We start from the raw sequence: 14,406 nt of genomic DNA, 5'->3' as shown, positions 1-14,406 counted from the left end.
TGATATAATTGCAATATTATAACCCAAGGGACTTTAATTCATGCTTCTTTACCAACCGGATTCTGGTTACTGCTATAACAGCGACTCTCTTTTTTTGTACGATTTTATCAACTCTTTTCATCCCAAAGGGAAAGTTTTGGATGTAGGTGCAGGTTGCGGAGTGGTAGGACTGCTTGTTGCAAGAGACAATGAAAAAATAGAACTTGAAGCAGTGGAAAAGCAGGAAGTTTTCAGGCATTTTTCAAAAACGAATGCCCGAGTGAACAAAATAGCGTATAGACTGCATGAGTGTGATTTTTTGGATATGCAAGAAATACAGAAATATGACTATATTATTTCGAACCCGCCGTTCTATCCGGCTGGTGTACAAAAAAGCCAAAATGAGATATTATTTAATGCACGCTATAATGTACACCTCCCCTTAGAGAAGTTTTTTAAAAAGGTATCGCGTTTGTTGCGGCCACATTCACATTTTATATTTTGTTATGATGCGACTCAGTTTGGAAATGTCTGCGTTGAACTTGAGAGAGTCAAAATGAAGATAGTGGATGTGCAGTTTGTCCACCCCAAAATTGACAGGAGTGCATCACTTGTAATGATACATGCAAGAAACGGTTCAAAGGCAATGATGAAGGTCTGGCCTCCATTGATAAGTTTTGAGGGAGACAATCCTTCACAAAAAGTACAAAACATTTATAAAAAAGCCAATACACAGAGTATAAAATGTCAAATATAATAAAAAAAGAAAATTATCCCTATGCTTTTGATGCCAGTGCATGTGCTGCATGCGAAGGCAGATGCTGTACAGGGGAGAGTGGTTATATATATGTCACTAAAAATGAAATATTTGCAATTGCAGAAGTTTTAGCAATGGATGTTAATGAATTTGCGTTAAAATATCTCTTTAAGAAAGGGTATAAATACTCTATCAAAGAAAATAAAATTAATGACTCCTATGAATGTGTTTTTTATGACAGAAAAACAAATGGGTGTAAAATATACAGTGCCCGTCCAAATCAGTGTAAAACATTTCCTTTTTGGGATTATTACAAAACCAGAGTTGATGAGCTAAAACTTGAGTGTCCAGGAATAATAGATGATTAGAATTCTCCTTTTAGTAACAGTGTCGCTGTTTTTTGTTTCATGCTCAACGCATCCCAGACCGATAAGTCCAAATGAAAAAGCTTTTGAGGGCGAAGATCTCTATATCATGCTTGCGTTAAATGCTGAACTTACAAAACATTATGATGTGGCGGCAAAGCGTTTTGAAGAACTTTATGACAAAGCATCCAAAAAAGAGTATCTGTATCGCTCTTTGCATAACTATCTTTTGGCAAAAAAGAATGAAAAAGTGATTGAAAAAGTTGATGAAATAACAGAGGGTACTTTCTCTGATCCAGCGCTTATCCGTCTAAAAATCATTGCTTTGACGGAAATGGGAAAACTCGATTATGCAAAAAAACTCTCAATAGCACTTGCAAAAAAAACACAAAAAGCAGAGGATTACCTTTTAGCCAGTGATGTGTATATCAAAAACCAGGAATTTGATGTAGCTTTAAAGTATCTTAACAGTGCGTATATGAAAGAGTATAACGAAAAAATACTTGATAAAATGGCAATTATTCTGTATGTTAATCTGCACAGGAAAAAAGATGCGATTGCCTATCTTGAGACACATACACGCATGCACGGATGCTCACAGCTTATTTGTAACCGTTTGATCGGAATTTACAGTAATGAAAACAATATTGAAGGTTTGCTCTCTGTATATAAAAGACTCTACAATTTAAAAAAAGACAAATCAGTCGCACAAAAAATAATCCGTATATATGCCTATAAAAGAGACTATGTCAAACTTATTGACTTTTTGGAAGAGACACATGCAGATGATACGGTACTTTTAGAACTCTATACGACAGGGAAAAATTATGCAAAAGCAAGTGCTTTGGCGCAGAAACTTTATGAAAAAAGCGGGGATATAAAATATTTGGGACAAAGTGCTGTTTATGAGTATGAAGCACACAGCAAGAAAATGACAAAAAAGCTTTTGGCGTCTATCGTAAAAAAGTTGACAAAAGTTACCAAAGAGACAGATGAACCACTCTATCTAAACTATTTGGGCTATATTCTGATTGATCATGACCTGGATATCAAAAAAGGTATGTACTACATCAAAAAAGTATTAAAAACAAATCCGGATTCTGCATTTTATCTGGATTCCCTGGCATGGGGCTATTATAAACTTGGAAAGTGCGTTGAAGCGAAAAAAGTGATGAAGAGAGTAGTCAATATGGAAGGCGGAGACAATCCTGAAGTACTCTTACATGTAAAGAAAATAGAGGCATGTTACAAAAAGAGTTTAGAACACAAAAAGGGGAAGAAGAAAAAATGATTTTAGATGATATTATTAAAAAAACAAAAGAAGATCTGATACAAAGAGAGAAAGAATTTTCTCTGGACTGGCTAGGCCGTTCTCTTGCATTCAATGCCAGACAGCCGCGTGATGTAATTCCGTTTTTAAAAGCTACAGAGGAAGACCCGTACAGAATTATTGCTGAGGTGAAAAAGGCCTCACCTTCAAAGGGTGTCATTCGTGAAGATTTTGATCCGCTCGCCATTGCTCAGGCCTATGAACGGGGAGGGGCAAGTGCTATTTCTGTTTTAACAGAACCGCACTTTTTTCAAGGTTCTCTTGATTATCTTGCAGGTATTCGCAGATATGTTTCTGTTCCTCTTTTAAGAAAAGATTTTATTATTTCAAAATATCAGGTACTTGAAGCTCTGGTTTTTGGGGCTGATTTTATTTTGCTTATTGCAGCAGCTTTAAGCAAGAAAGAGCTCAAAGATTTGCTGGGCTATGCAAGACACTTGGGATTGGAAGTTTTGGTTGAGGTGCATGACAAAAAAGATTTGGTAAAAGCTATTTATGCCGGAGCAGATATTATCGGAATAAATCACAGAAATCTGCAGACGTTTGAGATGAATATGAACCTTTGCTATGAATTGATTCCTTTAATACCAAACGGAAAAATTATTGTGGCGGAGAGTGGCATATACGAGCATGGACAGCTTGAAGATTTAAGCAAAGCAGGGGTTGACGCATTTTTGGTCGGTGAATCATTAATGCGGCAAGAAGATGAAGAGTTGGCAGTAAAGAAACTGAAATTCGGAGAAAATTATGAAAAAAAATAAAATTATTATTCTGCTTTTTACACTCACAGTGTTCTTTTTGAGCGGATGTACGCAAGAAGCACAAAATAAAATAGGACGCTCTATCCAAAACTGGACAGGAACAAACGGTGTGCTTGATATTTATATGGGCGGCAAACTGGTGCAGAGATTTATCAAAATTGACAAACTTACCACAGCGACGAGTACAGACGGAAATACACCGAGAAACTACCGCTACGGGTATGGTTATATAGATACTAACAGAAATTTTGTAGTTGATAAAGGGGAGAAAAAAGTCTACTTTGAAATCAGTAATTATTCAACACCCTATGTGTTTTATGAAAACCCAAAGAATTAAATGATGGATGTGATTCAACTTTTTAAATATCTGATCAACTCAAAAAGTGAAACACCGGATGATGGCGGTATTTTGAATTTTGTTGAGGATTATCTTCCCGGTTTTGAAGCGATAAGAATTGATATTGAAGATGTTAAAAATCTTTTTATCTATAAAAGATTTTCCGAGGGTGAGCATCTCTGTTTTGCCGGGCATGTTGATGTTGTTCCTGCAGGAAAAGGATGGGATACAAACCCGTATGAAGCCGTGGAAAAAGGGGGCTATATATACGGACGGGGCGCACAGGATATGAAAAGCGGACTCGCCGCTTTTATTCAGGCTGTAAAAGATACGAAAAACTTTAAAGGCACGCTCTCTTTGCTTTTAACTTCGGATGAAGAGGGTGAAGCAACGAACGGTACGGTCAAAGTACTGGAATATTTGAAAAAGAACAATATGCTTCCGGATGCCTGTGTGGTTGCAGAGCCTACATGCGAAAAAGAGTTTGGCGATGCCATAAAAGTGGGACGCCGCGGTTCTATTAACGGGTACCTTACTCTTAAAGGAAAACAGGGGCATGCAGCTTATCCCGAAAAAGCGATAAACCCCATACACCAAATAGCAAAAGTTTTGGGTGATATGGCAGGTGTTGATTTGGATGAGGGAGATGAGTTTTTTGCACCTTCAAAGTTTGTCATTACCGATATTCGTTCTGGTATGCAGGTGACAAATGTTACACCCAATGAGCTGAAAATGATGTTTAATGTGCGCAACAATACAAAAACCACACAAAAAGAGGTAGAAGAATTTGTTGCCAGACATTTACAGGGATTGGACTATGAACTGCGTCTGACACAAGGTTCCTATCCTTTTAAAACAGATACGGATACGAAACTTGTCAAAAAAATAGACACGGCTATAGAAATGGTTACATGTAAAGTGCCAAAACACTCTACGGCAGGCGGAACAAGCGATGCAAGATTCATTGCACCTCTTGGTATAGATGTGGTTGAGTTTGGTGTAAAAAATGACACCATTCACTCGATAAATGAGAGAACAACACAAAAAGAGGTGCAAGATCTCTACAGCGTTTTTAAAACTCTTATCAGCGAGTGGAACAGGCAGTGAAATCTCTTTTTGTGCTGCTCTTTTTCAGTGTCACTCTTTTTTGTGCACCGCTTCAGTGGAGTCATGACTATTTGAAAGCATTGTCAGATGCAAAAAAAGAGCATAAGCTTATCTATGTGTTAATCATTTCTGACACATGCGGGTGGTGCAAAAAATTTGAAAAGACAACTTTGCAAAATACAAAGATTAAAGAGAGAGTTAATAAAGAATTTGTTACTGTTTTACTCTCAAGAGACAGACATGCAATACCGAAATTTTTGAAAACATCTCCTGTTCCAAGACACTATTTTTTGGATGAAACAGGAAAAATACTGTATGCATCTTTAGGATACAGAGACGAAGAGATGTTCAATGCATTTATGGACAATGCCCAGGAACATTATGAAATACTAAAGGATGAAAACTATGAAACAAGTAAAGACAGATAAAGCACCTTCGGCAATAGGACCCTATTCACAGGCAATCGTGGCAAACGGAATCGTTTATACATCAGGGCAGATCGCTTTAACGGCTTCAGGCACAGATGAGCTGCTTCAAGAAGATGTATCAATACAAACAGTTGCAGTTTTAAAAAATCTTCAGGCAGTTTTGGAAGAAGCGGGAAGTTCTTTACAGGATGTGGTAAAAACAACAATTTTTTTGGCAGATATGGACTCGTTTGCCACAGTTAATGCAATATATGAAAAAGCATTCGGTGAACATAAGCCGGCACGCGCAACAGTAGCGGTAAAAACACTGCCTAAGAATGCTTTGGTAGAAATAGATGCCGTGGCATTAGTGACAGACTACTCTTTTTAAGTTGTATTTCTTTTTGTTTAATCAAGACTTAAAGCTTGAATGGGTATAATTCCGGACTTTTGTAGAAATACAAGCTAAAAATATGTAAGGACCATAGATGTACGCAATTATTAAAAATGGTGGTAAGCAGTATAAAGTTCAAGAGGGTGATGTTTTATCATTGGATAAATTATCTCTTGACACTGGTGCTACGGTAGAGATTAAAGAGGTTCTGGCTGTGAATGCCGGAGAGCTTAAGATCGGAACTCCTTTTGTAGAGGGTGCAGTTGTAACTGCTGAAGTTATTGCAGAAGGACGTGACAAGAAAGTTGTAATTTTCAAAAAGCGTCGTCGTAAAGATTCTAAAGTAAAACGTGGTTTCAGAAGAGACTATACTCGTGTTAAAATCACGAAAATAGCTGCGTAATAAATTAAGGAGATAAGTAATGGCACATAAGAAAGGTCAGGGTAGTACACAGAATAATCGTGATTCGGCTGGTAGAAGACTTGGTGTAAAAAAATTTGGTGGAGAGGCTGTAGTGGCCGGTAACATCATTATTCGTCAAAGAGGAACAAAAGTTCATCCAGGCAAAAATGTAGGTATGGGAAAAGATCATACTATATTTGCTTTGGTTGACGGTGTTGTTGCGTTTGAGCGAAAAGACAAAAAGCGTCAACAAGTTTCCATTATACCTGCTGCGTAATTTCTACAGTATAAAACCTCTTGTTTCCATCATATCCGATGGAAACATATTCCACAAAGAAAATTCAAAATATTTAATAAGTTACTTTATAATTCATAGTATTTTCTTAAGTATTTACAATGGCATAAAGCCATAAAAAGGATTCACGAATGTTTACAGATAGTGTCGAATTAACAGTTAGTTCTGGAAAAGGCGGGCAAGGGTGTGTGGCTTTTCGCCGTGAAAAGTTTGTACTCAATGGTGGTCCAAACGGTGGCGACGGCGGAAAAGGCGGTGATATATGGTTTAAGTGTGACAACAATACGCATACACTTTCACACTTCCAGAGAAAAATGCATATAAAAGCTGAAAACGGCAAACCCGGCGAAGGTTCAAACTGTACCGGAAAATCAGGGGCAAAAAAAGTCATTATTGTCCCACCCGGAACACAGATTATTGACCAGGAAAGCGGTGAAGTTCTTTTTGATATGGTTGAAGACGGACAGGAAGTGAAATTTCTGCAAGGCGGAAAAGGCGGACTCGGCAATACACACTTTAAGTCACCGACAAACCAAAGACCGACGTATGCACAGCCTGGTGAAAAGGGTGAAACGAGAAATATCAAGCTTGATTTGAAACTGATTGCAGATATCGGACTGGTCGGTTTTCCAAATGTCGGAAAGTCTACGCTTATTTCTACTGTGTCCAATGCAAGACCTGAAATTGCAAATTATGAGTTTACAACATTAACGCCGAAACTCGGTCAGGTAAATATCGGAGATTATGAATCATTTGTTATGGCAGATATTCCCGGAATTATCGGCGGAGCGCATGAAGGCAAAGGCCTTGGAATAGAATTTCTTCGTCATATCGAAAGAACAGAGATATTGCTGTTTATGATAGACTTGGCATCGTACAGAGATCTCAAAGAACAGATAGAGGTACTCAAAGACGAAGTAGCTTCTTTTTCACAAAAGTTGGGCACTTCGCGATATGCAATAGCATTAACACGAACAGATATAGTGCCTCAAGAAGAAGTTTCCCAAAAAATCGCCGAATTTATCAAGATGCTTGATCTTGAGTCCAGCAAGGGAAGTGAATTTGATTTTGATGAGGATTTGCCTTATTTTATTCAGGGGAGTGTTGATGAAACATTAGGGTATGATAGAGAAAAACCTTATTTTGTTGTGCCTATTTCTTCCGCGATTAACAAAAATATTGAACCTTTGAAGTACGCACTCTTTAATTTAGTACAGCAAACAAGGCAGTAATTCCATGCGTGTTGTAGTCAAAGTAGGCAGTGCCGTCTTAACCCAGGATGGCAATATAGCACTTGATCGTATGCGTTCTCTCGTAGAATTTCTAAGCGAGTTAAAAAAAGAGCATGAAGTGATTTTGGTCTCTTCCGGTGCAGTTGCGGGTGGTTATACCGAGCTGAAACTTGATAGAAACAATATTGCGAACAAACAGGCTTTAGCTGCAATAGGCCAGCCTATTTTGATGAATAAATATGCGAACAAGTTTTCAAAATACGAAATACTGACAGCACAGGTGTTAGTGACTGCTGCAAATTTGAATACTCCTTCTGATATTAAGCGTGTGCGCGCAACTGTTGAAACACTTTTGCAAAACAGTGTGCTTCCTATTGTCAATGAAAATGATGCAACGGCAACAGATGAACTTGAACTTGGTGACAATGACCAGCTCTCAGCATATATAGCAAAAGACATGCAGGCCGATATGCTTGTGATTCTTTCAGATATTGATGCCTATTATGACAGCGATCCGAGAAAAAATCCCGAGGCAAAAGCATTCAAAACAGTAAACAAAATCAGTGAGGAAGAACTGCATAAAGAAGTCACTCCAAACAATGTTTTTGCAACAGGGGGTATCGTTACGAAACTAAAAGCCGCAGAATATCTTCTGCAGGCAAACATAGATACATTTCTTGCCAGTGGTTTTGATTTAAGTGATGTGAAAAGTTTTATGCTTGAAGGTTCCCACAAGGGCGGTACTCTCTTTACATGTAAAGGTTAGCAATGAAAAATATAATATTTATGGGGACACCTGAGTATGCCCAGAAAATTCTTCAAAAAGTAATAGCAACAGAAGATATAAATGTTGTTGCCGTCTATACACAGCCTGACAAACCTGTCGGGCGCAAAAAAGTACTTACGCCTCCTCCTGTGAAGCTTACTGCGCAAGAGCATAACATTCCGCTCTATCAGCCAAAAAAACTTCGGGATGAGGAAACTGTAAAAGAGATTCTTGAAATTCCCTGTGATTTTATAGTAGTGGCTGCATACGGGCAGATTTTACCACGAGAAATTTTAGATCATGCACCCTGTATCAATCTTCACGCTTCGGTGTTACCGCAATATCGCGGAGCAAGTCCGATACAGCAAACCTTGTTAAACGGTGACAAGACAACCGGTGTAACTGCCATGCTTATGGAAGAGGGGCTTGATACGGGTGACATTTTAAAAATCGAAAAAGTCTCTGTCAGTGAGGAGATGATGGTTGAAGAGTTGTTTGAAAAGCTTACACAGACTGCTGCTGATCTGACGATAGATGTGCTGCGCAATTTTCATATATATACGCCCAAAAAACAGGATGATGCACATGCTTCTTATTGTAAAAAAATAACAAAAGCAGACGGTGCAGTTGTCTTTGACAATGCGCAGGAGATTTATAACAAATACCGTGCTTTTACACCATGGCCGGGAATTTATCTTGCAAGCGGACTGAAACTAAAAGAGATACAGCTTGAAAAAAAAGATGAAGAACATGCTGATGCCGGCAAAATAACTGCAATAGACAAAAAAAGTATTGTCGTTACATGTAAGCAGGGGGCTCTTCGTATTTATAAGGTACAGCCACAGTCAAAAAAAGAGATGGATGTTATCTCTTATATTAACGGGAAAAGACTCGGACTTGAAGATACATTACTATAATACACTGCCATCAACGCAGCTTTTTTTAAAAGAACAGTTGAAAAACAAGAAGCTGACTGCTCCTGTGGCTGTGGTTGCAGATATTCAGACAAAGGGAATCGGCAGTCGAAATAACGAATGGAGTTCCCAAAAAGGAAATCTTTTTATGTCCTTTGCCCTGGATATAGAACAATTGCCTCATGATTTAAAATTAGAATCTGTGTCACTGTACTTTTCTTATCTGCTCAAAGAAACTTTATCTGAATTTGGTTCAAAAGTTTTTTTAAAGTGGCCGAATGATTTTTATATCGGTACAAAAAAAACAGGCGGAATGATTACAAACAGAGTAGACGATACACTTGTCTGCGGTGTGGGAATAAACCTTGTAACAGCACCACAGGGCTTTGCATCATTGGATATTGCGCTCAACAGAAAAATATTAATTGCAGCATATTTGAAAAATATAGAAAAAAAGGTTTTATGGAAGCAAGTTTTTAGCAAATATAAGTTAGAATTTGAAAACAACAAGGAGTTTTTTACCCATAGTGATGGTAAAAAAATATCACTTGAGTCTTGTGTACTCGAGAGTGATGGCAGTTTGAATATAAATGGTGAGAGGATATACAGCAGGCGATGAGTGAAGTAATAGTAATTGCAAATCAAAAGGGCGGAGTAGGCAAAACGACTACCGCTGTAAACTTGGCAGCGTCACTTGCTGTTGCAGAAAAAAAAGTGCTTTTGATTGACTCAGATCCGCAGGCAAATGCCACGACATCATTGGGCTTTCACAGAAATGATTATGAGTTTAATATTTATCATGTGCTTATAGGTACAAAAAAGCTCAAAGAAATTATTCTCAAATCAGATCTGCCTACACTGCATTTAGCACCTTCAAACATAGGTCTTGTGGGAATAGAAAAAGAGTATTATGATGCAGACAAAGCCAAAGGGCGTGAACTTGTTTTGAAAAAAGCGATTGCAAATGTACAAAAAGAGTATGATTATATTATTATAGATTCTCCGCCGGCGCTTGGTCCGATGACAATCAATGCACTTTCAGCGGCAAACTCGGTCATTATTCCGATACAGTGTGAATTTTTTGCACTTGAAGGGTTGGCACAGCTTCTCAATACTGTCAAGTTGGTAAGAAAATCAATTAATCCGAAACTTGCGGTAAGAGGCTTTCTTCCAACTATGTTTTCATCACAAAACAATTTGTCCAAACAGGTATTTGCAGATTTGCGTCAGCATTTTAAAGGCAAACTGTTTAAAGATGCTGCAGATAAATATATAGTGGTACCGAGAAATGTAAGACTTGCAGAATCTCCGTCATTCGGAAAACCTGCAATTTTGTATGATGTAAAATCAAGCGGTTCTATTGCATACCAAAATTTAGCACAGGCGATTATACGATAATGAAGTCACAAAAATTAGGCAGAGGGCTGGACGCTCTTCTTGGAGAAATAGACGAGGCATATGAAAATGAAGGAAGCCAGTATGATGCTGTATTGGAGATTCCGCTCAAAGATATCCGACCGAATCCTTTTCAGCCAAGAAAATCCTTTGACGAAACTGCCCTTTTGGAACTTGCCGAATCCATAAAAAATGACGGACTGATTCAGCCTATAGTTGTAACAGAAGATATTGACGGATATATCTTAATTGCAGGAGAGCGGCGACTACGCGCCTCAAAGCTTGCAAAACTCAAAGAGATACGGGCAGTAGTTCTCAACTCTGATGAACAAAAAATGCGGCAATTCGCGTTGATTGAAAATATTCAAAGAGAAGAATTAAATGCTGTAGAACTGGCAGAGGCATATACAGAACTTATAAAGCTGCATGATGTAACACATGACGAACTTGCCAATATTATTCATAAAAGCAGAACCCATATAACAAATACTCTGCGTCTGCTGCAGCTTGCTCCAAAGACACAAAAGGCACTGGTTGAAAAAAAGATTTCAGCAGGACATGCAAAAGTAATGGTTGGGTTAAATGAAAAAGACCAGCAGCTGATACTCAATTCGATTATAGGGCAGAAACTGAGTGTACGCGAAGTTGAAGCTATGATAAAAAACATGAAAAATGTAGAGCCTGCACCAACTGAGTCTGTCAAAAAGAGCGATGCCGATTATGATTTTACACAGATAAAAGAAAAATTCAGTGCACTTGGATTCCATGTAAAGGCTTCTAAAAATAAAATAACCGTCAGTTTTGCATCACAAGATGAAATTGATGAATTTTTGACACATTTTAGAAACTAATCACTCAAATAACAAATTTATACCTCCATTTAACTATCGTTTCAATTTTATAATAGTATAATCACGCAACTTTTAGGAGGTGCTATGTTAGATATAAATCCAATACTACTTTTGGCTACATTTGTTGTATTTGTTTCCCTTATAGCCGTTCTGAACAGTTGGCTTTATAACCCATTACTTTCTTTTATGCAAAAGCGTGATGATGACATTAAAAAAGATCTTGAAAAAGTAGGATCAAATGACAATGAAATCAATGAGCTCAAAGCAAAAGCAGAGTCAATAATTATGAATGCCAAGCTGGAAGCTGCGGCCCTAAGAGAAAAAGTTATCGCGGATGCTAAGGAATTAGCTGACAGTAAGTTAGAATCAAAACGTGCTGAACTCGCGGCAGAGTATTTAGAGTTTGAGCAATCACTTGCAAAATCTAAAGATGAGTTGACTTCTGACTTAATGTCACAAGTTCCGGTATTTAAAGAAGCTGTAAAAGCTAAATTTAGTCAGATATAAAGGTGTAATGTGAGTAGAATTTTAGTATTAATGCTAATGATATCAACTTATGCATTGGCATCTGGGCACGAGCATGCAGGAACAGACATAGTTCAAAGAACTGTAAACTTTCTGTTATTTGCCGGGCTTGTTTGGTATCTAGTTGGGGAACCTGTAAAGAATTTCTTTGCATCAAGAAGTCAGGCAATAGCTGACGAATTGAAAAAGGTTCAGGAAAAGCTGAATGAATCAATCGCTCTTAAAAAAGAGGCATTGGCAAAAATTTCTGAGGCTGAAAAGTTTGCTGAAGAGTTGGCGATTGTTTCTAAAAAAGAGAACAAAATTTTGAATGACACGATTATTGCACAGGCAGAAAGTGATATTGAAGCTATGGTGAAAAAATTTGCTCTCAAAAAAGAATTTGAAGAAAAGAAAATGATTCGCAGTGTTGTTGAAGATGTCATAAAAGAGACATTGAAACAAAGCAGTGATAGTTTTGACAGAGAAACTATGGCTAATATCATTTTGAAAAAGGTTGCCTGATATGGAAGAACTGATTGCAAAACGATACATAAAAGCTTTAGGTATGGGTTCTGACTTAGCATCTATGCAAAATATGACAACAGTATTTTCTGCCTTGGCAGAGTCATTTAAAAATGACAAGTTTGTCAGTATTATTGCTAACCCAAGCATAAAAGCTCAAGAAAAATCAAAGATTTTGTTAGAGGCGGTAAAAAGTGCCAACTCTGATAAAATCAACAACTTTATCAAGCTGTTGGTAGAAAACAAACGTATCAATATTATTCCGGCAATTGCACAGGAATTGAAAAGTGATTTGGCAAAAGCGGCTAAAACTTATGAAGGTGTTATTTACAGTGATACAGATATCAATTCAAAAGTAATAGAAGAATTGAGTGCCGGCTTAGGCAAAAAGTATGATGTAACTATCAGCCTGACATTTGTTAAAAATGACTTTAACGGTATAAAAGTAGAAGTAGAAGGTCTTGGTATAGAAATTAATTTTTCTAAAGACAGAATAGACAGACAAATTATAGAACATATAATAAAAGCAATTTAACTTTCAATGAGAGGAGAACAATAGTGGTAGCAAAAATTCAAGCTGATGAAATCAGCTCAATAATTAAAGAGCGTATCGACAACTTTGAACTAAGTGTTGATATCAATGAAACAGGTAAAATTGTTTCTTATGCCGATGGTGTTGCGAAGGTTTACGGACTGAGCAATGTTATGGCAGGAGAAATGGTAGAATTTGAAGAGGGAACAAAAGGTTTGGTTCTAAACCTGGAAGAGAGCAGCGTTGGTGTTGTTATTCTCGGTTCTGGTCCTGAACTTCGTGAGGGAATGAGCGTGAAGCGTTTGGGAACACTTCTAAAAGTTCCTGTAGGGGATGCCCTTCTTGGCCGTGTTGTAAATGCACTTGGCGAACCGATTGACGGTAAGGGTCCGATTGATACTACAGAAGTTCGTTTTGTAGAAGAAAAAGCACCTGGAATTATGGACAGAAAATCTGTACATGAGCCACTTGCAACGGGTATCAAAGCAATTGATGCACTTGTTCCGATTGGTCGCGGGCAACGTGAACTTATCATCGGTGACAGACAAACCGGTAAAACTACAGTTGCGTTAGATGCAATCATCAACCAAAAAGGCAACGGTGTTGTATGTATATATGTTGCCATCGGTCAAAAAGAGTCAACTGTTGCACAAATCGTTCGTCGTCTGGAAGATCACGGAGCAATGGAATATACAATTATTGTATCTGCTACTGCTGCTGAAGCTGCTGCACTTCAATTTTTAGCTCCGTATACCGGTGTTACTATGGGTGAGTATTTCCGTGACAATGCAAGACACGGTTTGATTGTATATGATGATTTGTCAAAACATGCGGTTGCATATCGTGAAATGTCACTGATTCTTCGTCGTCCTCCGGGTCGTGAAGCATATCCTGGTGATGTTTTTTATGTTCACTCTCGTTTACTTGAGCGTGCTGCAAAAATGTCTGACGAAAACGGAGCCGGTTCTTTAACTGCTCTTCCTATTATTGAAACACAGGCCGGAGACGTTGCGGCATATATTCCTACGAATGTTATCTCTATTACCGATGGTCAGATTTTCTTGGAAACTGACTTGTTTAATTCAGGTGTTCGTCCTGCGATCAATGTCGGTCTTTCAGTATCTCGTGTTGGTGGTGCTGCGCAAATTAAAGCTACAAAACAGGTGGCAGGTACATTAAGACTTGATCTTGCATCATTTAGAGAATTGCAGGCATTTGCCCAGTTCGCATCTGATCTTGATGAAGTTTCACGTAAACAGTTAGAGCGTGGACAAAGAATGGTTGAAATCCTAAAACAGGGGCCTTTTTCACCACTTCCTGCTGAAAAACAGGTTGTTATTATATTTGCCGGAAATGAAGGTTTCCTGGATGATATGGATGTATCAAATGTTGTTCGTTTTGAAGCAGAACTGTATCCGTTTATAGAAGCATCATATCCTCAGATCTTTGAAAATATCAGAAGTACTAAAAAAGTAGATGATGAAACAAAAACACTATTGATGAAAGCACTAGAAGAGTTCAAAGCCAGCTTTGTAGCTAACTAAGGAATAAC

The 14,406-nt window shown here is 37.9% G+C and carries 20 protein-coding genes; all 20 read left to right on the top strand.

Translation table 11 applies throughout. From position 1 onward, the window contains the following. Positions 1–40: 40 nt before the first annotated feature. The 20 genes from MNY28_RS04425 (at position 41) to atpA (ending at position 14,398) form a co-directional block, all read left to right on the top strand. Entirely contained in the window at positions 41–736 is a 696-nt protein-coding gene (locus MNY28_RS04425) for a methyltransferase (protein ID WP_151899897.1), read from the top strand. Next, on the top strand, positions 724–1,104 hold the full coding sequence (locus MNY28_RS04420) for a YkgJ family cysteine cluster protein (protein WP_151899898.1): 381 nt from the start codon (positions 724–726) through the stop codon (positions 1,102–1,104). Before MNY28_RS04425 ends, MNY28_RS04420 begins: the two co-directional genes overlap by 13 nt. After that, complete coding sequence (locus MNY28_RS04415; RefSeq protein ID WP_346389017.1) at positions 1,097–2,392, top strand: hypothetical protein; 1,296 nt, start codon at positions 1,097–1,099, stop codon at positions 2,390–2,392. Before MNY28_RS04420 ends, MNY28_RS04415 begins: the two co-directional genes overlap by 8 nt. Further along, the gene (trpC, locus tag MNY28_RS04410; protein WP_151901490.1) at positions 2,389–3,192 is read left to right on the top strand and encodes an indole-3-glycerol phosphate synthase TrpC; all 804 of its coding nucleotides are present in this window, start codon (positions 2,389–2,391) and stop codon (positions 3,190–3,192) included. The genes MNY28_RS04415 and trpC overlap by 4 nt, the downstream gene beginning before the upstream one ends. Next, on the top strand, positions 3,179–3,529 hold the full coding sequence (locus tag MNY28_RS04405; RefSeq protein ID WP_151899900.1) for a hypothetical protein: 351 nt from the start codon (positions 3,179–3,181) through the stop codon (positions 3,527–3,529). Before trpC ends, MNY28_RS04405 begins: the two co-directional genes overlap by 14 nt. Positions 3,530–3,532: 3 nt before the next feature. Then, the gene (gene dapE / locus MNY28_RS04400) at positions 3,533–4,636 is read left to right on the top strand and encodes a succinyl-diaminopimelate desuccinylase (RefSeq protein ID WP_346389039.1); all 1,104 of its coding nucleotides are present in this window, start codon (positions 3,533–3,535) and stop codon (positions 4,634–4,636) included. Beyond that, a complete protein-coding gene (locus tag MNY28_RS04395) occupies positions 4,633–5,064 on the top strand; it encodes a DUF255 domain-containing protein (protein WP_346389016.1) in 432 nt (143 codons plus the stop codon). The genes dapE and MNY28_RS04395 overlap by 4 nt, the downstream gene beginning before the upstream one ends. Then, on the top strand, positions 5,042–5,434 hold the full coding sequence (locus MNY28_RS04390) for a RidA family protein (RefSeq protein ID WP_151899902.1): 393 nt from the start codon (positions 5,042–5,044) through the stop codon (positions 5,432–5,434). The genes MNY28_RS04395 and MNY28_RS04390 overlap by 23 nt, the downstream gene beginning before the upstream one ends. Before the next feature lie 97 nt (positions 5,435–5,531). Continuing rightward, positions 5,532–5,840, top strand: a complete 309-nt coding sequence (gene rplU, locus MNY28_RS04385; protein ID WP_151899903.1) for a 50S ribosomal protein L21 — start codon at positions 5,532–5,534, stop codon at positions 5,838–5,840. Between the two features lie 19 nt (positions 5,841–5,859). After that, on the top strand, positions 5,860–6,117 hold the full coding sequence (gene rpmA / locus MNY28_RS04380; RefSeq protein ID WP_151899904.1) for a 50S ribosomal protein L27: 258 nt from the start codon (positions 5,860–5,862) through the stop codon (positions 6,115–6,117). A gap of 149 nt (positions 6,118–6,266) precedes the next feature. Continuing rightward, complete coding sequence (gene obgE, locus MNY28_RS04375) at positions 6,267–7,367, top strand: GTPase ObgE (RefSeq protein WP_151899905.1); 1,101 nt, start codon at positions 6,267–6,269, stop codon at positions 7,365–7,367. 4 nt (positions 7,368–7,371) lie between these two features. Beyond that, entirely contained in the window at positions 7,372–8,133 is a 762-nt protein-coding gene (gene proB, locus MNY28_RS04370; protein ID WP_346389015.1) for a glutamate 5-kinase, read from the top strand. 2 nt (positions 8,134–8,135) lie between these two features. Next, on the top strand, positions 8,136–9,050 hold the full coding sequence (fmt, locus tag MNY28_RS04365) for a methionyl-tRNA formyltransferase (protein ID WP_346389014.1): 915 nt from the start codon (positions 8,136–8,138) through the stop codon (positions 9,048–9,050). Further along, positions 9,031–9,666: a biotin--[acetyl-CoA-carboxylase] ligase gene (locus MNY28_RS04360; protein ID WP_346389013.1), complete on the top strand. Its 636-nt coding sequence runs from the start codon at positions 9,031–9,033 to the stop codon at positions 9,664–9,666. The genes fmt and MNY28_RS04360 overlap by 20 nt, the downstream gene beginning before the upstream one ends. Beyond that, entirely contained in the window at positions 9,663–10,445 is a 783-nt protein-coding gene (locus tag MNY28_RS04355) for an AAA family ATPase (protein ID WP_151899909.1), read from the top strand. The genes MNY28_RS04360 and MNY28_RS04355 overlap by 4 nt, the downstream gene beginning before the upstream one ends. Next, positions 10,445–11,293: a ParB/RepB/Spo0J family partition protein gene (locus MNY28_RS04350; protein WP_346389012.1), complete on the top strand. Its 849-nt coding sequence runs from the start codon at positions 10,445–10,447 to the stop codon at positions 11,291–11,293. Before MNY28_RS04355 ends, MNY28_RS04350 begins: the two co-directional genes overlap by 1 nt. 84 nt (positions 11,294–11,377) lie before the next feature. After that, entirely contained in the window at positions 11,378–11,800 is a 423-nt protein-coding gene (locus tag MNY28_RS04345) for a FoF1 ATP synthase subunit B' (RefSeq protein ID WP_151899911.1), read from the top strand. Between the two features lie 9 nt (positions 11,801–11,809). Then, positions 11,810–12,322 carry a F0F1 ATP synthase subunit B gene (locus tag MNY28_RS04340; RefSeq protein WP_193150191.1) on the top strand — a complete coding sequence of 171 codons (513 nt, stop codon included), beginning with the start codon at positions 11,810–11,812 and terminating at the stop codon, positions 12,320–12,322. 1 nt (position 12,323) lies between these two features. Continuing rightward, a complete protein-coding gene (locus tag MNY28_RS04335) occupies positions 12,324–12,857 on the top strand; it encodes a F0F1 ATP synthase subunit delta (protein WP_151899913.1) in 534 nt (177 codons plus the stop codon). Between the two features lie 23 nt (positions 12,858–12,880). Beyond that, positions 12,881–14,398 (top strand): F0F1 ATP synthase subunit alpha, encoded by a 1,518-nt coding sequence (gene atpA / locus MNY28_RS04330; RefSeq protein ID WP_151899914.1) that lies wholly within the window; start codon positions 12,881–12,883, stop codon positions 14,396–14,398. The last annotated feature ends 8 nt before the right edge of the window (positions 14,399–14,406 follow it).

The organism is Sulfurimonas sp. NWX367 (assembly GCF_039667065.1).
Taxonomy (GTDB): domain Bacteria; phylum Campylobacterota; class Campylobacteria; order Campylobacterales; family Sulfurimonadaceae; genus Sulfurimonas; species Sulfurimonas hydrogeniphila.
Note: the sequence above shows the minus strand (reverse complement) of the source record. Positions and strands in the feature narration are given on the sequence as shown.